Raw genomic sequence first — 20,005 nt, forward strand, 5'->3', positions numbered from 1 at the left:
ATATACTATATTCGTTAAATTAAAAAAAGCAATTACTCTCAGATATTTTTTATTTTCAAAACAGCGGCTTCTAATTTTTAAGAACTCCCCTCCCAGCTTTCTTTCTGTTCGCACTTCGCTTATAATACCCTCAGGTGATTTTATGAATACAATAGATGCAACGGAAATCGTTGAAAAAATGAACAATCAAAAAATAAATTATGACCGTGTGCTCCACAAGATGATTCAATCGTGGGAAAAAGAAGCTGTCCGCCCGCGGATTTTGATCCATTCTTGCTGCGCACCCTGCAGTACATACACACTGGAGTTTTTGACCCAGCACGCCGATGTGACGATCTTCTTCTCAAATTCCAATATTCATCCGGAAAGTGAATATCAACGTCGTGTGTTAGTCCAAGAAAAATTCATCCATGACTTCAATGCGGCGACCGGCAATCAGGTAGACTTGATCATTGATGAATACAAACCCAATGAGTTCATTCAACTGATGCAGCAGAAAAATCTGACTGAAGAGCCTGAAGGCGGCGAGCGCTGCACCGCTTGTTTTAATATGCGGCTGGATTTGGCAGCGAAAGAAGCCTTGGAACGAGGCTATGATTATTTCGGCAGTGCGTTGACGATCTCGCCGAAAAAAAATAGCCAATTGATCAATCAAATCGGCATGGATATCCAAAAAATCTACAACACCCATTATCTGCCAAGTGATTTCAAGAAAAATTCCGGCTATCAGCGCTCCATCGAGATGTGCAAAGAATACGACGTTTATCGTCAATGCTACTGCGGCTGTGTCTTTGCCGCGAAACAGCAAGGCTGTGATTTGAAAACCATCAATAAAGAAGCGAAGGCTTTTGTCAAAGAGCACCAAGCGCAAAAAACTGAAAGCTAAAAAGATCGATAGAGCGAATCTATCGATCTTTTTGTATGTAAATGATGCAATAAGCCATTTTTAATTCAGTGCTCATTGCTTTTTTCATAAGTTTAGAGAGTTTAAATCTTGATAGCCTTTACATTACGATCCGGTCTTCGGTACAATTAACTAATTACAAAGCTGATTAAGAGAGGTTCTGTTATGACCACACCCAAACTGAATTCACGCTTCGGCTTCTTCTTATTATTGACACTGCCGCTGTGGGCAAAAAGTCTGTTTGCTTATTTTGTCGATTTTGATTTGAGATTGGATAATGCCCTTCAGGTCTTTATTCTCCTGATCAATCCAGTAGCGACGACGATGCTCTTCCTGTCGATTTTTCTATTTATCAGAAGGACCAAGATAGCTTACATGACGGGCTATCTTATTTATCTGCTGCTGAGTATCCTGCTTTTTGTCAACGTGGTTTATTATCAGGAATTTACTGATTTTCTTACTATTGATACGATTTTAGGCGCTGGAAAAGTCGCGAGCGGCCTTGGCGAAAGCGCGATCCGGCTGTTCAAACCTCATGATATTCTATACTTCCTAGACTGCATCGTTGTATTGACCGTCTTGCTCTTGAAGAAGCTGCCCTTGGATACTCGTCCGGTTCGAGCTAGATTCGCTTTTTCAATTACGATCACTGCCCTGCTTTTTCTAGCTGGAAATATAGTTTTGGCAGAAACAAGCCGACCGGGATTACTGACCAGAACCTTCTCCAGAGATTATCTCGTTAAATACCTAGGGATCAATGCCTATACGATCTACGATGGGGTCAAGACTTATCAGGTATCACAGATCCGGGCACAGGCTAGTCCGAATGACATGGAAATTCTAGCAGAAAAAATCAAACAGCGACCAAAAGAAAAGAATGCAGAAACGTTCGGGATCGCTAAAGACAAAAATATCATCTATGTGCATTTGGAAAGTGCCCATCAATTCTTGATCGACTACAAGGTCAAGGACGAAAACGGCACGGAGCATGAAGTGATGCCCTTCATAAATAGTCTCTATCACAGCAACAGCTCTTTTAGCTTCGATAACTTTTATCATCAAGTGAGTGCCGGGAAAACCAGCGACGCGGAAACATTATTGGAGAATTCACTCTTCGGGCTAAATCAGGGATCGCTTTTTTCACAGTTAGGCGGGAAAAATACATTTAACGCCGCGCCAGCGATTCTCGATCAGAAGCTTGGCTACACTACCGCCGCTTTCCACGGTAATGCCGGGAATTTTTGGAATCGCAATGAAACCTATAAAAAGTTCGGCTATCAGCATTTCTTTGACTCCAGCTACTATAAATTAAATGACGGCAATTCGTTTCAATATGGATTGCATGATAAGCCCTTTTTCCAGCAATCAGTAAAATATTTAGAGCATTTGCAGCAGCCTTTTTATGCGAAGCTGCTCTCTGTTTCCAACCATTATCCTTTTTCTGAGCTGCCGGAAGCTGAAAATGGATTCCCGAAAGTTAATACGGGTGATTCAACGATCGACGGGTATTTCGCAACGGCCAATTATACGGACACGGCAATCAAAGAGTTATTCGACTACCTGAAAGCCAGCGGGCTCTACGAAAATTCGATGATCGTCCTCTACGGCGATCACTACGGTATCTCGGATTCTCGCATCAAGGATACCAAGGAGTTATTCGGCAAAGAGGATTGGACAACATTTGATACCATGCAGGCGCAAAAAGTACCGCTGATCATTCACATTCCTGGCCAAGACAAGGGAGCGATCAATCACACTTACGGCGGACAGATCGATGTGCTGCCTACTCTGCTGAATATGATCGGTTACGATTCTGATGATTTGATGCTGCTGGGTCATGATTTGCTGTCGCCAAATAAAGAGGAATTGGTTGCCTTTCGTAATGGAAATTTTGTAACGAAAGAGTATTCTTACCATAAAGGGGACGTCTACGATAATCAAACAGGTGAACTACTGAATTTCAGTCGGCCGGAAGTATTTGAAGGGGCAAAAGAAGTGAAGAAGCAGGTTGATGAGCAGCTCGCTGTCTCAGACCAAATCAATCATGGCGACTTGCTGCGGTTTTATTATGACAGCGGTCTAAGTCCAGTCAAAGTCGAGCAAATCAATTACAAAAATTCGCTAAAAACTCTGACCAATATCGAGAAAAAGTTAGGTGATGATTCAACTAGCATCTTTTCTAAGAATGGTCAGCGTTCTACAGAAGAGTTGTATCACACAAAAACGTATAAAGAATACACAGAAGAAGTAAATAAAAAGGAGTGAAAACAGCTTGCGTTCTAGCTGTTTTCACTCCTTTTAGTTTAGTAATCCTTCCAACACCTGCAACACTCCGGCTTCATTATGAGACGGTGCTTGGTTCTTCGCCGTTGCCAAAACATCCGGACTGCATTCTTTCATGGCGTAGCTGTGTTCAGTTAGAGCCAACATCTCTAAATCATTATTGGCATCGCCAAATGCCGCCAGTTCATTCGGTGCGATCCCCCATTGATCCAACAGCCATTGGATCGAACTGCCTTTAGTGATTCCCGGAATAATAATATCGATGCTGCCGTGACCGCTGGACACCGCCGTGATCTGATCCTTGAAGGCCTCATTCAAATCGGCGACGACTTTCGGTGCTTGTTCGACAGGTACATCCAAAGCAAATTTTACGATAACATCCTCAGGTAAATCCGCGAAGCTGTCCAGCTCGGCTAATTGGAAATAGTAAAGCGCAGAAAATTCCTTAAATCGCTGAGTGGCACTTTTCAACATATAGGCCGACTTCAAGCCGCAGACCACAACTTCCAACTCACTAGATTCTGCCTGTAAAAAAGCTAAGAGCTCTTGAACTAAATTGTCTGTAAAGTGATTCTCTTTCAGCACTTCCCGATTCTTAAAGATCAGCGCGCCATTTTCCGAGACAAACGTGATCTGTTCTTCTTTTTCAGGAAAAAAAGATCTCAATTGATAATACTGATTGCCGCTGGCGACAATGAAACGAACATCCTTTTCCAGCATCGTCTGAAAAATCCCTTCAAAGCGTTCGCGATCGTATTGTCCCTGTGAATCCAAAAAAGTGCCATCCATATCTACTGCCACAGCTTTAATCATGCGTTGCCTCCTTTGATAAGTTGTTGTAAAACATTCAATTGCAGCTCAAAATTTTGCCGCGCCTTTTTATTTTCCGTATCCAAGATAAAACCGCAGGATAAATTCAGCAAGGCTGCCAGCATCAAAAAGCCTGCCGTGATTAGCGTCGGCATCCGGTCAACCAGTCCCGTGCGGAAATATTCTAAAAAGACCGGAATGAATAAAATAATCGCCAAGATCGCCAAAATTCCAGCCAACACACTAAAAAACAGCAGCGGACGATAATCCTTGAACAGCTGGAAAATCGTCTTAATCACACGAATACCATCAGACACCGTATTCAGCTTCGAATCACTTCCTTCCGGCCGATCACGATAATCCACCTCGACATTTTTAATCACAAAATTTTTGTCCAAGGCGTGAATATTCATCTCTGTCTCGATCTCAAAGCCCTTGCTTAAAACCGGCATACTTTTGGCAAACAACGGGCTCAAGGCGCGATAGCCGGTCAAGATATCCTTGATGTTACCCTTGAAGAAATAATTGATCAGATTACGGACGACGACATTACCGGAGTTATGGAAGGGCCGTTTGTTTTCCGAGAAATAGGTAGAAGACAGACGGTCCCCGGTCACCATGTCCGCGCCATTTTCCAGTACCTCGCGACACAAGTTGCGGGCATCTTTAGCCGGATAAGTATCGTCACCATCCACTAATAGATAGCACTCCGCGTCAATCTCACGAAACATCGTCCGAACCACATTGCCTTTTCCTTGCCGACTTTCCTTTTTGACCTTCACCCCCGCTGCTTTGGCGATCGCATAGGTGTCATCTGTGGAATTATTGTCATAGACGTAAATCGTTCCTTCCGGCAACTCCTGTTTAAAATCATCGATCACCGCCTGGATCGTTTGAGCTTCATTGTAACAAGGGATCAATACTGCAATTTTATCCAATCGATTGTTCCTCTTTTCTTTGATTTATTCGATAGTTCTTAGGGGTTTGATTAAAGCGCTCCTTAAACATTTTCCCAAAATAGCTGGCATTTTGAAAGCCGCATTCCTGAGCGATCCGATCGACCGTCCACTTGGTATTCAGCATCAACCCAACCGCCATCGACATCCGATAGTCATTGATGTACTCCATCGGCTTCTTTTGGGTAAAACGAGCAAAAATCCGGAAGCATTCCGAACGACTGATTCCCGTTTGTTCACAGAGCATCTGGATCGTGATGCGCTCCATATAATTTTTCTGGACATAGTTCATCACAGCTTTGATTTCCCGTTCATATTTTTCAGGCCGCTTCGTTGCCTGCGTTTTCTGTTGGCCAGATAAATGACTGAACAGCTTTTCCCAAATCAGACTAAGTTGAGAAAGCACCCGCAATTCATAGCCGACACTTTCCTCAATCGACGCTAATTTCAGCAGCAAGCCAGACATTTCCTGCCCCATATCACTGCCGCTTTCGAAACGTTTTCCGAGAAACCCTTCATCCCTCAAGGTTTGAAAGTACTTCTGATAAATAGTTCCTGCCCCGCCGCCAGTCAATATATCCGCCGAAAAAACAATCGTCAGCATTTCTGCCGAATCCTCTTTTTTCCGCAGCGCCGCACCATGCAGACTATTTGAATAGACCACCATACTGTCGCCTTCTGTCAAAACGAAACGCTGATCATTTAAACGATAATCCAGCTCACCCTTCAGCAGCACATTCATTTCGATCGTTTCATGCCAATGATAATTCAAAATTTGACCGACCGTCTCATTAAACTCATCCTGCCAAATGCCAAAGGGAAACGCATTATCTGGAAACTCCATCAGTTCCTTCAAATTACTATCTAAGTAAAGTTTTTTCGCTAACACACGCTCACCACATTCGAAACTATTTTTATACTTTATGTTTAAATTATAGACTAAAACGAATGATATTGAAACTATTTTTTTATATCCGTTAGTTTCACAGGTGGAATAGCATACCATGCCAAAGAAAATCGATTGATTAAATCGACTTATTTTTCTCCATACTAAAGAAGCCTGATTGTCCGGTTTTTTTAATCACATTGAGATTCTATTTTTTCTTTCTCTTCTTTTTCCCTAATACTTTATTTTTCTCTCTTTCGAGCCGTCGTTTCTCCCGCTCTTTATCTATTTGTTCGTTCGTTTTCCCATAGCGCAGGTAGGAGGTGTCCGGCTTTTTCGGGGTCTTGGAAGGTTTCTTTGGCTTTGATTTTGGTTTCGAGGCGGCAGGTTTTGACGTTACGTTGGCTTTGTCTTGTGGTGTTGTGGTTTGCTTCGTTAATAATTCAGTTTCATTGGCAAGCTGATTCACGTTTTTGGATTTCTTTGGTGAATTTTTAGCATTCGTAACATTAGAAGCCGTTTCATTCGTCTTTTCTTGACCAGTCTCCCCCGCTTCCCCCAAGCGAGTATCATAAGCGGTTGTGATGATTTTTCCTGAGCCTTCGTAATTGATAAATTTGACGAATTTCCGCACACCGTTTGTTTCAAAAATCGTCAAGGTCGTCAAAATTTGCAAAAGCTTCGTGACCACAGGTGCAGCTTTGTTAGGATCGGCTTCACGAATCGTCAATTTGTGGCGTTTGCCGTTCATATCTTCAAAAAAGGACTCCACGATATAAGCATGGTTTTCCTGACAAATGTCCAGCGTACCTTCTTTTGTAAAATAGTCTTTATACCCGCGAGCCTCTTTGGTGCAGGCCAAATAGTCCGCTTCATTAAGAAACAGACGCTTGACGATCGTTTTCCATTCACTTTTTTCACAATATTCCTCAAAATAAGGAGCATAACGGCGCAGCGTATCATTAGGCTCTGACGTTAAAAACAGTTCCCGAATCAACGATTTTAGCGTTTCCGAGATCGCACGCGAACACAGGGCGCTCCGCACAAGAACCGCCATAAGATACTCAATGACCTCTGAAACATTTTGGCTTTGTTCAAAGCGTTTAAGAATTCTCCCTTCAAGATTTTCCCATTTCATCAAAAAGAGCTGTCTTTGACCTAATTTTGCTACATCCATTTTTCATACCCCCAACTTATTATTAAATAGTAATCGTTTTCATTTTATAGAAATATGATAGCGATAAATAACAGTTTTGTAAATAGTATACAGAAAAACCTTTTTCCTTTATAAAAAACAAAAGAAAAGGGTTAAATTGACATGAAGCCTTTAAATCCCCTGACAGAATAATAAAAAACACTTGTAATTTTTCTTAATAATTAGCATACGATAACAAACGTAAGTATTTTTGTATGATTTAACAATAAAAAATTCTCTTTTTTGAAAAAATGAGTGCCTTGTACAAAAAAATCACCCTCGTTTTTCACGAAGGTGATCTCTTTATTAATATACTTGATATTCTTGTCCAGTTTGTTTTCCTTCGACACTTTTAACATAGGCCATCGCGACACGTTCTGCCGGAACAGGAACAAAGCCCTTGAAGGAATCCTGATAGTTATCATAAGACTCTACTAAAACATTGGGACTGACACAATTGATCCGAATACCATGAGTAAAATCGATGGCAGCGGATTTTACAAAAGCAGCAACTCCGCCATTGGCCATCGCCGCAGACGCCCCTCCCGGAATTGGATCATCCTTCATAATTCCTGTCGTCAGCGTGATACTGCCGTCATGACGCAAGTATTTTTGGCCAATCAGCGCCAGATTAATCTGTCCCAGCAATTTACTTTGGACTGCTACCAGATTGTCCTCAGGAGTCATCTCTTCTACTAATTGAAATTTCGCGGCTCCTGATGCATTGACAATGGCATCAACATGACCAACCTTTTTGAACATCGCTTCGATGCTGTCCACCGAAGTCAAATCTACCTGTACATCACCGCTCGTTCTGCCTGCTATGATAAGCTCGTGAGCGTCCTTTAATTTCTCAACGACCGCTTGACCGATCGTTCCTTTACCGCCAACTATTAAAATGCGCACAATCATCCGCTCCTTTTATTTTTCTATGTACTCTTTAGTCGTCATGGTAGTGACGCTAAGTCCTTTTAATTTTTTATTCCAAACATTTCGCATGGGCTTGATCACCGAATCATGAGCATCCTCGATTACTGTCACAGGAAATTTTTCAGCCAAAGCTCCTTTACAAGTCGCTTGAACACAGGCATTACTCATTAATCCAACCACAACAAAATTCCCCAGTCCCTGTTCTTTCATCACTGTCTGAAATTCTGGAGCCTTAAACGTATTCATCGGAACCTTTGTTACTATCGGATCATTGGCCTCTCGATGCAGGTGCTTAGAAAGCTCTCCGTACCCGACCTTCTTAATAAAAATGACCGGCAGCTCTTCATGATGAAAATGATCGATCAGCTCGTTCACATTTTTTAAAAGAGTTTCTTTTCCAATCAACGGTGCCAATGTCCCAGTTTGTATGTCTACTACCAACAGTGCAGTTTGCGTCACCTTAACCCCAACCTTTCCTTGTGATTTCTATTATAAAGCAATTGAAAAAGGCTTTCAGCAAAAAATGAAGGTATGATGAAGCTTTCGCTAAAGGAATAGCCGACTAAACTTTTCTAAACTTTAAAAAGCAGAACAGATAAAAATAGGTTTCAAACTCAAAATCCGAGCATGAAACCTATTTTTCAACCGTCTTAATGATTAATCTTCTTTTTCTTTGTCGATCTTTTTGTTGATCTTGCCAGCGACATCGTCTGCTGTTTCTTTCGCTTTGTCTTTTGCTTTACCGAAGCCTTGTTGGATTTTTCCTTTTAATTCGGTTGATTCATCGTCTGTAACTTTTCCTTTAGCTTCGTTCACTTTACCTTTTAATTCATCGTTGTTTGCCATCATAAACCCTCCTGTTTGATAAAATAATCGAACCTTGTTCTTAAGATTATTCTACCACCCGCAAAAATAGAAGGCTAAAAATCTGCTTACTTATTCAAAAGGCGTTCCGCCTGTTGGATCTCCTGTTTTAACGACTTGATCCGCTCATCTTTTAATTCACTCGAAAAATCTAACTGCTTCAATCGCTCCAGCTCGATTTTTGCTGCAGTCAACTCAGCTATTATTTCGTAGAGAACGCTTTCATTTACTTCCATTGTATATCTCCTCTCAAGCATCACGCACCGACCACCAATTAATTCTATGCTACACTGCTTTTGAGGTGAAGTAAATGCGAAATACATGGCTGCAAGAACAATTAGCAACGATTTCAGATGAAAAGTCGCGCTTTGTTATCGAAGAAGCGATCAAGTACATCGAACAATTAGAAGACGACAACGAAAGTCTGCAGGTTGCGCTGGAAGGAAACATCTGGAGCCCCAAAAAATGGAACGAAAAAGCAGAGAAGTAAGCCACGCTTGTTGGCTGCTTCTCTGCTTTTGTTTTATAAGCTGTAATGAATGACGTTTTCGTATTTTTTAAACAGCTCTTGATTCAGCTGATCGCCGCCGTCCAGATTTGCTGAATAGAAAATAGGCGGATACTCAACTCCATGCTCAATCAGTTTCCGTGTGACTTCAACGATGATCGTGTTTAAGATCGTTGCGCCTACTACGGTCGAGCTGGGTCCAACTTTTTGTTCGATTCCTTCGATGGAGCAGCAGGCGTCGCCGGTATCACCGTGATTATCCAAAATGATATCAGCCAGCTCAAAGAGGCGTTTTCCTGAAGAGTGTCGGCTAGTCACTTGTTTTGAATAATTTACATTGGTCAGCGCGACGATCTTCACACCTTTTTCTTTGGCACTCAAAGCCAAATCAATCGTTACGGGATTTCTGCCAGAAACCGAGTGAAGAATCAATACATCATCTTTTTTAAAAGGAATAGTCGAAGCAAGTGTCGTCCCATACCCTTCCAAGCGTTCCATTTTACTCGTAACCGTAATCGGTGACTGGTCGAGCATCAGCTCTCGGCCAAAAATAGCATTGACCGTCATCATCCCGCCAGCACGATAATATAATTCCTCAGCTAGAATTCCCGCATGACTCGCGCCAAAAATATAAATTCCTTTTCCGTTTAAGTTAGCATCGGTTAACAGCTCAATCGTTTGATTGATCGCGTCTGCTTCGTTTACCTCAACTTCTTTTAAAATTTCCTGAATACGATCAAAATATTGGAACATTTAAAAACCTCCAAACAAGCTGCCTATTAATTTTCCAACCATTCCCCATAAGGAAAGGTCATTTCCACCAAAGATTAATATCCAATTCTGGATCGTCGTACTAAATACAACCGCTGAAACACCTACCAACAGAACCATCGCTACCGATGCAGTAATCGTCCCGATAATTGCTCCGCGCAAACCGCCTTGACCTTCACCGATTACAGCAGCACCGCCGCATTCAAAGAAACTGGTGATCACTAACGGTACGATCAAAATACCGAATAGATCGAAACTATTGGCTAACACCACTAAGATAGTTGAAGTGACCATGGCAACGATGAAACCGATAATTACCGCGTTCGGGCGATAATTGAAAAGAATCGGTACATCAAAAGCTGGTTTTGCCCCGGGAACGACTTTTTCAGCGATCCCTTGAAAGGCTGGAATAATTTGATTGATCAATAAACGGACTCCATACAGCATTATCAGTAAACCGGCACCAAAGTTCAATCCAGCTTCAATGGCGAACATGACTAAGTTTCCACCCTCTGGAATCAAGACTGGAGCAATGATCCCCACTACGAGATTCATCAAGAACATTACCAAACCACCGGTGATCGAAATTTCTCTAAAAAATGACAGACTTTCCGGCACGTTCAAATCTTCTGTCGATTTTTCCTTGTTTCCTACTCTTTTTGCAACAAAACCTGAGATCAAAGATAAGATTCCTGTAGGATGACCAATCAAGAATGAATCATCTCCTGTGGCATCCCAAACATATTTCCGCATGATCCACGGCATTACTGACCAATAAATGGCGGACAAGACCGCACTAACAACAATCAGCATTGTACCCTTTAATCCGGCCTCGACACCGCCAGCGACTAATACAAAGGGAAACCACCACAACATATGGCCGGTTAAGAAGATCGTTTTGATCGGTGTGAATCGGGCGATCAATAAATGCAGAATCAACCCTAAGAACATTGCCAACCCCACTGTTCCGCCATATTCAGCAGTAAAAGTAACATCGGACAGTCCTTCAGCGACCTTCACCCCCAACTGTGTTTGAACTGCCGCATTGATCGGCGCAATCGTTCCAACCAGCATGTTGACACCGGCGGTTAAAATGACCATCCCAAAAGCCGCAGTCATCGTGCCTTTAATAATTTCAGATATTGATTTTCGTTGAACGAGCAATCCAATCATGGCAATTAGTCCAAGTAAAACAGGCGGATTTTTTAGAATGTGATCTGTAATAAAACTCATTGACTTATCCCTCTCTTTCGTTTAAATATTTTTCCATTTGCGAACGTATTTCAGCAACATCCATATATTTTTTAATCGGATAAACGGGCGCTTTGACTGATGATTTCAACTCTGACAATAATTCCTGACTAGTAAAATAAACATCCGCTGGTGTTGCCTTCGCTGTGGAAAGGTCGGTATTTTCAACGGTAGCCTTTAAGCCTAATTCTTTCACCACCTTATCAATCGACATCTTTAACACCATCGAGCTGCCTACACCAAATCCACACACTGCTAAAATTTTCATTGTTCATTTCCTCCTTCATTAAATAGCTCAGTAATCTCTGCTTTGTTTCCCTCTAAGATCATTTGATACTTTTGTGTATCCATAAAAATGGTCATAATACGCTGCAGACTTTCCAGATGACTTTGATTGTCCTTGGCAGCCAAGACTAGAAAAATTTTCACAGGCTTATCCAGCATATCGACAGGTTCTTTCACCACCAGCAGGCTCATGCTTTGCTGATTGACACCCTCTCCTGGTCGTGCGTGCATTAAGGCAAAATAGTCTGCCAGCACCATATACGGTCCATGCTCTTCTACACTAGCGATCATCGATTGGATATATGCCGATGTGATATAGTTTCGTTTCAGCAAAGGCTCGCCTGCGAGCGCAACTGCTTGCTGCCAGCTTTCAATAGCTTCAACGACTTGGATTTGATCACTTGGCAATAACGTATTTACTAAACTCATGCTTTAACCTCCATCATTTTTGATATAAACCAATTTTTATCCTCAATTCCCTGCATGACTAATTCCATCACGGGCTCTACTTTTCGCACCTCTTCTTCTTTGATCATTAACAAGACGATGATATCGACTTTTTGATTTCCCCAATTGATCGGTTTATCTAAAATTAAAATTGAGATCGTTGTTTTTTCAACAAATTCCGGTGCTCCATGAGGGATCGCAAAACCATTATCCAGATAGGTCGACTGTAATTCCTCACGCTCCCATACGGACTGCTTGAATTTTTCTTTTAATGATTCATCAGAAAAGTCCTGTTGATCGATCATAAAATTAAGTGCTGCTTCTTTAGTGGAAAAGTTTTGGAATAGAATATTTCGTGCGATAAAGTCTTTTGTCTCACTTGCCACCTCCAGCTTCGGCAGGTTATTTTGCTCGCGGGCAATAATCAAATCAATGTAATGATTCATAATCCGCTTCATATCCTTGACCGTCACCATTGGACTGATTCGAACAACTGGTTTTTCAGTAGCCGCAATCTCAACAGTTGAGATAATGAAGTCCACGTCTGACAGATCCATTCCTTCAAGTTTTGAGGTGGAGACCGTTTCGATACTATTCACATCCGGTAAAATTCTACGTATTTTTGCGGATACAAAGGAACTGGTGCCAATCCCGTTAGGACAAACAAAGAGAATCTTGTGCATCTTTTTGACCCGTTCTAAGGCCGCTTGAAAATGAATACTGACAAATCCCACCTCATCATCTGACAAAGCAATTTGATAGGGCTTGCAAAAATCTGCTAGTCCAAACCAAACGACTCCGTAAAGCGCCGGGTATGTTTGCTTGATCTCATCAATCAGCGGATTCACAACAGAAGACTGAGCTTCTAATCGCAAGATCAACTGATACAGGTGAACCACCAAGTCCTCTTCCAAACGGCTATCCTGAGTCAGGTCAATTTGCAGACCTTCACTAACCTTTTGAATCAAAAACCGCACCTTCCCGCGAAAAGCAAAGGGAATAGCATCATCCTTCATGAAAAAACGCAACCCGCTGCCGACGATCAAATAAGTCAGATATTGAATCTCCTCTTGTGAAAAGCTGTAAATATTCTGTTCCTCCAGTTCATTTAAAAGCCCATAAACTAACGGATACTTATCAAACTCCAAAAAGAACTGTCCATATTGATTCGTTCCTTCTAAATGAATGTGATGATTTTCCTTGGCACGCTGAATAATTAAGACGATCGAAACGATAATATTTTGCGTGTAGCTTTCAGGGATCTCGATCTTTTTTTCACCCAACGCATGATAGAAGCCCTTGGAGACTTTTTCCATCAATTCTGGTTCGATAAAAAGCGCTGTCGGCTGCTCATTATTGAGCAGATTGAGAACAATTCGTTTTAAAACTTTTTGGATTTGAACCTCTGAACCTTTGAAAAAAGTACCTGAATTATCAAAGGTCAACGCCAAATCTTCTTTCGAAAATAATTCTTTGATGTAAGAAATATCATTAGCGATGCTGCTGCGCGAGACATAATAATCCTCAGACAGCTGCTGATAACTCAGATGCTCCTGTTCAAGCAAACGTTTGACGATCAAAAACTTTCGCTGTTTACTATCTACATAATCGTTATTCATTATCATCCTCACCTTCATCCTTAATTTATCACGCCGCGAAATCTGCAAGTAGACCAAAAAAAGTTGATTGAATTTAAAAAAAACGCTGAACACTTCGATTGGTTTCGACTGCTTATAATCGGTGTACCCTAAAATATAACATCGGAATCAGGACAAACAAAAAAAGAACCCTCAAAGGTTCCTTTGTTTGCAGCATATTACTTAAACAGCTCAGAATGACTTCCCGTTCGTTCAAAAATAATCGTGTTCTTTTCAAATTCGTAATAGAAAATGACCACCCAATCACTAGATTGCCCGCCAATATGCATGTCCCACCGTTTAGGGATTTGATTCTTGGGCTCTAACGGATGGAGTTTGTACTCCTGACCTAATTCTTCTTCATTTATCAGCAAGTCCATCGCCGTTTGCAGCTTTTCAAGCGGCTTGCCTTGCTTGATCAGCTTCTTCACATCCTTGTCAAAACGCTTTGTCGTTCGGTAATTAAGCATTATCGTTGGCTTCCTTTTTCATTCTCTCAAAATACGTTTGCAAGTTCTCAGAATTGTTAAGGTCGTCTTGTTGAATCATCTCCTCAGTTTCTTTGAAGGCCTCTTGGGTTTCCTTATTAGGCTGATAATTCAGTGTTTCTATTTCAAAGGGGAATTTGCCTGTTTTAACAAACCGCGTTAAAAAGATCTTCACTGCAACAGCCGTATTCATCCCTACTTCATCAAACATTTCATCGGCTTCTTTCTTTAAATCATCATCAATTCGGATAGTTGCCATTGTTACTCTCTCCTTCTTATTCCAAGTCTATTTTAACATTTTTGTATACATTTGTATACTTTTACTTCGTTTTATGATATCCACAACGAAGTAAAGTCTGATTCTCCCTATTATCAATAAAAAAGACCCTCTATCAAGAGGATCTTTCATCTAAATACCGTATCGCCCGCATCAAACGTTCAGCGCCGTCAATGATTTTTTCTTTTGGCGCTCCTAGGTTGAAGCGCAGGTAGTTCTTGCCTTCTGCGCCATAGGTTTCGCCTTTCATGATGGCGACTTTTTCTTGTTTGACTAAAACGGCCTGTAATTCTTCCATCGTATAAGGCAGTTCTTTGATATTGATCCAGCCAAGATAAGTAGCTTCAGGAATAGCAAACTGGATTCTCGGATCTGTATCCAGAATTTCCTTCAATGCGGCAAAGTTCTCATCAACGGTCTGATTCAGCTCTTCCACCCATTGTTTTTGGTTGTTGTAGCAATCCATCGTCGCCAATAAAGCGGGATAAGGAATCGAGGACAAGCCGTCCCGCTCTTTTAAGATGCTCAAGAATTTTTCCCGCAGCCCCTCATCTGAAAAGATCCCATACGATCCCCCCAGACCCGGTGAATTGAAGGTCTTGGAAGCAGATGATAATAGAACCACAGGGACCTCGATTTGATCCGCAAAGGCCAAGATCGGCAAATGTTTCTTTCCGGGACGGCGGACATCCATATGGATCTCATCGCTGATGATCGCGACTTTATATTGATTGCATAATGAGATTAGTCGGGTTAGTTCTTCCTCGGTAAATACTCTGCCTGTTGGATTATGGGGGTTGCATAGTAAAAAGATTGCCGGCTTTTCTGTCGCAAAGACTTTTTCCAAGCCCACAAAATCAATCGTAAACTGCTCTGCTTGATTCGTTAGTGAAAAAGCGACTAGCTCGCGATCATTCCCGCCGATACAGTTGAAAAAGGCATCGTAACAAGGTGTGAAGGTCACGATCTTATCCCCCTTCTGACTCAGCAATTGGATACAAACCGATAGGCTGTAGATCACACTAGGCGAAAACACGCACCATTCAGGATCAACGGCGCAATCGAACTCCTGTTGGAACCAGCCGCTGACGCTTTGCTTATAATCCAAATGGTTCCAGCGAGTGTATCCGAAAAAGCCGCGACTAACCGCCTTGTCCAAAACGTCGATCGTTCCATCAGGAATCATAAAATCCGTATCGGAAATCGAAAACGGCAATAACTCCTTTTCTCCAAAGCGATCCTGAACATAGTCCCATTGGGTCGAATAGGTGCCATAACGAGAACGCTGCTGATTAAAATTGCTCAAACTCGATCCCTCCTTCATCTAACGAGCGAATGACTGCCGACAATAGGTCGATCGTTGCTTCTACGTCGGAAAGCGCCACGATGGAATTCCACGAATGGCAATAACGAACCGGCACGCAAAAGACCAACGTCGGTTTTCCGGCGAACAATTGAACAGAGCCGGCATCCGTGCCTCCCCCGCCTAATAAATCATATTGCCATGGAATCTGATTTTTTTCGGCGACGTCCTTACAATAATCTATCAATCGAATATTCCCTAAAGCCGTTTTATCCGCCAAAACTAATCCCGGACCGTCTCCTTGAATGCGATTAGGAAATTCGGCGGCTTTTGGCGTATCCTTGCCATTGGCAACATCAATCACGATATTGATATCGGCGTCGACTTGAGCGACCGCGACCTTTGAACCGCGGGTGCCTGCTTCTTCTTGAACCGTACCAACACCGATGACTTCGATATTTTTTGTGTTGACTTGATTTTTCACCTGCGCCATCACGGTACACGCCACCCGATCATCCAAGGCTTTGCCCATGATCTTCTGCTGATTGAAGCTTTTTTTCGCCTGTGTATTAGGTAAAATCATGTCGCCAACCTGCAAACCAGCCTCTAACAATTCGTTTTTTGACCGAACGCCAAAATCGATATACATCTCGCTGATCGACACAACTTCGGTCATTTTGTGGCTAGTTTTGGGCAGCGTTCCCACGATCCCTTCTAAAACGGCACCGTTTTTACGGCAAGTCGCCCTTACCTGCTGACCTAAAACCACATGGCCCCACCAGCCGCCAATCGGATAAAAGTACACAAACCCTTCATCTGTTATGCGATGGACGAAAAAACCGACCTCATCCATATGAGCGTACAAGGCGATTTTTTTCTTAGTTGTTTTCAGATCGCCAAAATACAGGTTGCCAAACGCATCCTTAGTTGAGGGTCCTTGAATGGTCTCCTGCAATGCCTTTTGCACCTGAGCTTCCTGTCCCGGCAGTGCATCTAAATTAGACAGTTCCATCAATAATTTATCCATTGCAGTCAATTGTCATCCACTCCTTGTTAAACTTCGTCAAAATTTCAGCGCGTCCTGCATCATTCACCCAGATATCATCTTCGATTCGAATACCAAAGCTGTCCTCCGCCAGATAGACACCCGGTTCAATGGTAAAGGTCATATTTTTTTCGATCGGCAAGGTCGCTTGTGGTGCCAACGCCGGATACTCATGACAGGAAAGTCCGATACCATGTCCCAGATTATGGCTGAAGTATTGAGCGAGGTTCTGTTGTGCCAAAGCCTGTCGCGCGGTCTGATCAATATCGCCGAGCGTTTTGCCAAAAGCAACTGCTTGAACTGCTTTCTTTTGAGCCGCTAACACTTTTTGATAGGCGGCTTTAATTTTCTCAGAGACTTCGCCAAAGCCAAAGGTCCGCGTAATATCCGAATAATAACCTTGATAAATCGCCCCAAAATCGATCATGATCAATTCGTTGGCGTTAATTTTTTTCTGGCTAGCGTGAGCATGAGGCAAAGCCGTTCGCTCCCCTGATGCTACGATCGTTTCAAAAGCCGGTCCTTCGCTGCCTAATTTTTTACTGCGATAATCGATTTCATTGGCTAGCTCTAACTCCGTCATGCCGCTGCGAATCATTGGCAAAATCACTTCCAATGTTTGATCAGCGATGGCAGCCGCTTGTTTGATTGCGCGAATTTCTTCTGGTGCTTTGATCATGCGCAAGCCTTCGACTAAATTATTGGTTGCCACTAAGCGTCCGCTGACCTCTGCCATCAAAGCTTGGAAACCCGTAAAGGTCTGATAACCGATCGTCCCCGCTTCGAATCCCAGCGTCAAGCCTTCGACAAAAGGACGCAACGCTTCATTTAAACTGCCGCCAACCGGGATCTCGAAAATCTCAACATTGGAGGTTTGCTGCTGCGCCTGCTGGGTGTAGCGGCCATCAACAAATAAACGCGCATCCTTTTCGGTGACTAGCAGTAACCCATTCGAGCCGGTAAAGCCGCATAAATAGCGGCGGTTGATTTTATCGGTCACTAACAGACCAGCGATTTTTTCTTTTTCTAGTTGTTCTCGTAATTGGTCGATTCTCATTTACATCTGCTCCTTAAAGCAAAAAGGACAGTTAAAACTGTCCTTTTCGGCTAGAAATCAATATCGGTTAAATATTGTTCGTCGTCATCTGAAATGACAGAGTGGGCTTTTTCAGATTTTAATAAGGCTTCGCGTTCTAATTCTTGTTTTTCCAAAACCTTGAAGAACGGTAAGTATAAACCAAAGGACATCGCTACTTGGATCACCTGAATGATGATCGCGCGCCAGTCAAAGCCGGTTAAAAAGCCTTCCATAAATACCGGCACATACGGCGGATCAAAAATCGGGAAGTTCAATAGCCCCAGCTTCATACAGATCATTGGGAACATCCCAACTAAGGCACCGCCGAAGATGAAAGGAATCATCAAGACCGGATTCAAAATGATCGGCACCCCGAAAAGGATCGGTTCATTGATCCCAAACAGCGAAGGCAGCAGACCCACAGCCCCGACTTTTCTATATCGTTGCGACTTACTGATCAGCATCGCTAACACTAAACCGATCGTAACTCCAGAACCAGTGAAATTAGCAAATGCAGATAACGTTCCGTTGGTAATCACGTGCTGTAAAGGCTGACCTGCTTCATGAGCGGCAATGTTTTCTGATAAATATTGCACCGCTATTGGTGATAGGATCGGCGACAAGACTGCTGAGTGAATCCCGAAGAACCAGAAAACTAAACGCAATACCAGTACAATGTAAATGATCCATAATGAATCCAGACTGCCGATAGCTGGTGCTAAAACATCCATGATTACTTGCGGCAATAAGACACCGCCGGATAAACTATCGGTCACCGCACGAATCACGATGAACAAGACACCGATCGTAGCCGTTGGTGTGATCAACTCGAAGGAGCTGGAAACGAAATCCGGTACCCCTTCAGGCATTTTGATGACCAGCTTATGCTTCGTGAAGAACTGATAAATTTTTACCGAAATAATTGCTACGAAGATCGCCGTGAACAGTCCCTTGGAATCGAGATAGGTGGCGATAATATTGCCATTGTCATCGACATCCATCGCCACGATCAAAAACGCGATGGCAGAAAGCATCATGGAGCCGACCGTATAAAGCTTGTAATGCTCACTCAAGAAATATGAGATCGCCAAGACTGCATATAAACCAACTAAACCTAATGAAACTTTCGAAATGATCCCAAAAATATAGCCATAGTTTTCAAACCAATTCGCAACCGCTGGTGTTTTGATAAACTCTGGAATCGATGGGAAGATCGCTGCGATCGAACCCAGCAGCAATACCGGCGTCATGACGACCATCCCTTTTTTGATCGCCGTTAAGTAAGGATTGCTGTCAACTTTGTTGGCAATTGGAACCAATGTTTTGCGAATGAATCCTTCGACCTTTTCAAAGGCACCCTGTTTCTTTGGATTTTCCATTTTTTTCTCTCCTAACTATTGCGTTTTTTGTGCTTGATTTTTACGATAAGCAACCAAAGCTTGCTTCATGACTGTCGCGCCATCCATTGAACCGTAAATATCAGAGGTTAATAAGACAGTCGGTTTGTCGATTTTATCGGCTTCGCCTTTAATGAAATCGTATTTGTGGCTCAATTGCGGACCGACTAAAATCACATCATAATCATCGATATAGCGTTCCAATTTATCGACACCGATCGCTTCCATCGGATAATCCTTTTCCTCCAAGCTTTTTGATTCTTTGACTACTTTTTTCATGGACTCCATCATCATGGTAGTTGAGAAGCCTCCGGCACAAACGAGTAATGTTTTCATAGTGATATCCTCCTAAATTTTTTTATCCTATTGCAAAGCCTTGGCTTCGCTTTGTTCCTTTAGCATACCGATCATTTCTTCGATCAAATCACGAGCTAAGATGCTGGTCATCAGGTGATCCTGTGCATGTACCATCAACAAGCTTGTTTCTGTTTTATCGCCGTTGATCTCGCTGGTGATTAATTTGGTCTGCACGTCGTGGGCGTCGATGCTTTTTTCTTTGGCCTCTAGCATTTTCGCTTCAGCTTCCGCAAATTTTCCTTTACGTGCTAAGCGCAGTGCTTCAAAGGCAGATCCGCGAGAATCTCCTGCTGCGGAAATAATTTTAAAAATATCCATTTCTTGATCGTTCAT

24 protein-coding genes are annotated in these 20,005 nt (G+C 42.5%); 3 read left to right on the top strand and 21 right to left on the bottom strand.

The genetic code is table 11. From position 1 onward, the window contains the following. The first annotated feature begins 142 nt into the window (after positions 1-142). Positions 143-886 (top strand): epoxyqueuosine reductase QueH, encoded by a 744-nt coding sequence (locus tag A5875_RS20455; RefSeq protein ID WP_088935408.1) that lies wholly within the window; start codon positions 143-145, stop codon positions 884-886. Between the two features lie 183 nt (positions 887-1,069). Further along, positions 1,070-3,169: an LTA synthase family protein gene (locus A5875_RS20460; RefSeq protein ID WP_088935409.1), complete on the top strand. Its 2,100-nt coding sequence runs from the start codon at positions 1,070-1,072 to the stop codon at positions 3,167-3,169. A 33-nt stretch (positions 3,170-3,202) separates the two neighbouring features. Here A5875_RS20460 and A5875_RS20465 read toward each other — a convergent pair whose 3' ends face one another. The 8 genes from A5875_RS20465 to A5875_RS23875 form a co-directional block, all read right to left on the bottom strand. Then, complete coding sequence (locus A5875_RS20465; protein ID WP_088935410.1) at positions 3,203-4,000, bottom strand: Cof-type HAD-IIB family hydrolase; 798 nt, start codon at positions 3,998-4,000, stop codon at positions 3,203-3,205. Next, positions 3,997-4,935, bottom strand: a complete 939-nt coding sequence (locus A5875_RS20470) for a glycosyltransferase family 2 protein (protein ID WP_088935411.1) — start codon at positions 4,933-4,935, stop codon at positions 3,997-3,999. Before A5875_RS20470 ends, A5875_RS20465 begins: the two co-directional genes overlap by 4 nt. Continuing rightward, positions 4,928-5,842, bottom strand: coding sequence for an AraC family transcriptional regulator (locus A5875_RS20475; RefSeq protein ID WP_088935412.1), 915 nt, complete (start codon positions 5,840-5,842; stop codon positions 4,928-4,930). The genes A5875_RS20470 and A5875_RS20475 overlap by 8 nt, the downstream gene beginning before the upstream one ends. A gap of 205 nt (positions 5,843-6,047) precedes the next feature. Next, a complete protein-coding gene (locus A5875_RS20480; protein WP_088935413.1) occupies positions 6,048-7,016 on the bottom strand; it encodes a hypothetical protein in 969 nt (322 codons plus the stop codon). Between the two features lie 324 nt (positions 7,017-7,340). Continuing rightward, the gene (locus A5875_RS20485; protein ID WP_088935414.1) at positions 7,341-7,940 is read right to left on the bottom strand and encodes a short chain dehydrogenase; all 600 of its coding nucleotides are present in this window, start codon (positions 7,938-7,940) and stop codon (positions 7,341-7,343) included. 15 nt (positions 7,941-7,955) lie between these two features. After that, on the bottom strand, positions 7,956-8,423 hold the full coding sequence (locus A5875_RS20490; protein ID WP_088935415.1) for a cysteine hydrolase family protein: 468 nt from the start codon (positions 8,421-8,423) through the stop codon (positions 7,956-7,958). A gap of 198 nt (positions 8,424-8,621) precedes the next feature. Beyond that, positions 8,622-8,810: a CsbD family protein gene (locus A5875_RS20495; protein ID WP_010741677.1), complete on the bottom strand. Its 189-nt coding sequence runs from the start codon at positions 8,808-8,810 to the stop codon at positions 8,622-8,624. 86 nt (positions 8,811-8,896) lie between these two features. Next, entirely contained in the window at positions 8,897-9,064 is a 168-nt protein-coding gene (locus tag A5875_RS23875; RefSeq protein WP_176244767.1) for a hypothetical protein, read from the bottom strand. 74 nt (positions 9,065-9,138) lie between these two features. Here A5875_RS23875 and A5875_RS20500 point away from each other — a divergent pair, with 74 nt between their 5' ends. After that, complete coding sequence (locus A5875_RS20500; RefSeq protein WP_088935416.1) at positions 9,139-9,318, top strand: hypothetical protein; 180 nt, start codon at positions 9,139-9,141, stop codon at positions 9,316-9,318. A 33-nt stretch (positions 9,319-9,351) separates the two neighbouring features. Here A5875_RS20500 and A5875_RS20505 read toward each other — a convergent pair whose 3' ends face one another. From A5875_RS20505 to A5875_RS20565, 13 genes are all read right to left on the bottom strand, one after another. Then, complete coding sequence (locus A5875_RS20505; protein WP_088935417.1) at positions 9,352-10,089, bottom strand: sugar isomerase domain-containing protein; 738 nt, start codon at positions 10,087-10,089, stop codon at positions 9,352-9,354. Beyond that, the gene (locus tag A5875_RS20510) at positions 10,090-11,340 is read right to left on the bottom strand and encodes a PTS ascorbate transporter subunit IIC (RefSeq protein ID WP_088935418.1); all 1,251 of its coding nucleotides are present in this window, start codon (positions 11,338-11,340) and stop codon (positions 10,090-10,092) included. A gap of 4 nt (positions 11,341-11,344) precedes the next feature. Next, positions 11,345-11,626, bottom strand: coding sequence for a PTS sugar transporter subunit IIB (locus tag A5875_RS20515; protein ID WP_088935419.1), 282 nt, complete (start codon positions 11,624-11,626; stop codon positions 11,345-11,347). After that, on the bottom strand, positions 11,623-12,072 hold the full coding sequence (locus tag A5875_RS20520) for a PTS sugar transporter subunit IIA (protein ID WP_088935420.1): 450 nt from the start codon (positions 12,070-12,072) through the stop codon (positions 11,623-11,625). Before A5875_RS20520 ends, A5875_RS20515 begins: the two co-directional genes overlap by 4 nt. Beyond that, complete coding sequence (locus A5875_RS20525; protein ID WP_088935421.1) at positions 12,069-13,709, bottom strand: BglG family transcription antiterminator; 1,641 nt, start codon at positions 13,707-13,709, stop codon at positions 12,069-12,071. Before A5875_RS20525 ends, A5875_RS20520 begins: the two co-directional genes overlap by 4 nt. A 197-nt stretch (positions 13,710-13,906) precedes the next feature. Continuing rightward, positions 13,907-14,197: a type II toxin-antitoxin system YafQ family toxin gene (locus tag A5875_RS20530; protein WP_088935422.1), complete on the bottom strand. Its 291-nt coding sequence runs from the start codon at positions 14,195-14,197 to the stop codon at positions 13,907-13,909. Next, positions 14,190-14,474, bottom strand: coding sequence for a type II toxin-antitoxin system RelB/DinJ family antitoxin (locus A5875_RS20535; RefSeq protein ID WP_088935423.1), 285 nt, complete (start codon positions 14,472-14,474; stop codon positions 14,190-14,192). Before A5875_RS20535 ends, A5875_RS20530 begins: the two co-directional genes overlap by 8 nt. Positions 14,475-14,607: 133 nt before the next feature. Continuing rightward, entirely contained in the window at positions 14,608-15,798 is a 1,191-nt protein-coding gene (locus tag A5875_RS20540; RefSeq protein WP_088935424.1) for a MalY/PatB family protein, read from the bottom strand. After that, positions 15,785-16,822: a M42 family metallopeptidase gene (locus A5875_RS20545; RefSeq protein ID WP_242551326.1), complete on the bottom strand. Its 1,038-nt coding sequence runs from the start codon at positions 16,820-16,822 to the stop codon at positions 15,785-15,787. Before A5875_RS20545 ends, A5875_RS20540 begins: the two co-directional genes overlap by 14 nt. Then, complete coding sequence (locus A5875_RS20550) at positions 16,815-17,897, bottom strand: M24 family metallopeptidase (protein ID WP_088935426.1); 1,083 nt, start codon at positions 17,895-17,897, stop codon at positions 16,815-16,817. The genes A5875_RS20545 and A5875_RS20550 overlap by 8 nt, the downstream gene beginning before the upstream one ends. Positions 17,898-17,947: 50 nt before the next feature. Then, positions 17,948-19,297 (bottom strand): PTS sugar transporter subunit IIC, encoded by a 1,350-nt coding sequence (locus A5875_RS20555; RefSeq protein WP_088935427.1) that lies wholly within the window; start codon positions 19,295-19,297, stop codon positions 17,948-17,950. Positions 19,298-19,312: 15 nt separating this feature from the next. Then, complete coding sequence (locus A5875_RS20560; RefSeq protein WP_088935428.1) at positions 19,313-19,651, bottom strand: PTS sugar transporter subunit IIB; 339 nt, start codon at positions 19,649-19,651, stop codon at positions 19,313-19,315. A 27-nt stretch (positions 19,652-19,678) separates the two neighbouring features. After that, positions 19,679-20,005 carry a PTS lactose/cellobiose transporter subunit IIA gene (locus A5875_RS20565; protein WP_088935429.1) on the bottom strand — a complete coding sequence of 109 codons (327 nt, stop codon included), beginning with the start codon at positions 20,003-20,005 and terminating at the stop codon, positions 19,679-19,681.

It is taken from the genome of Enterococcus sp. 3H8_DIV0648, from assembly GCF_002140655.1.
Taxonomy (GTDB): Bacteria; Bacillota; Bacilli; order Lactobacillales; family Enterococcaceae; genus Enterococcus_A; species Enterococcus_A hulanensis.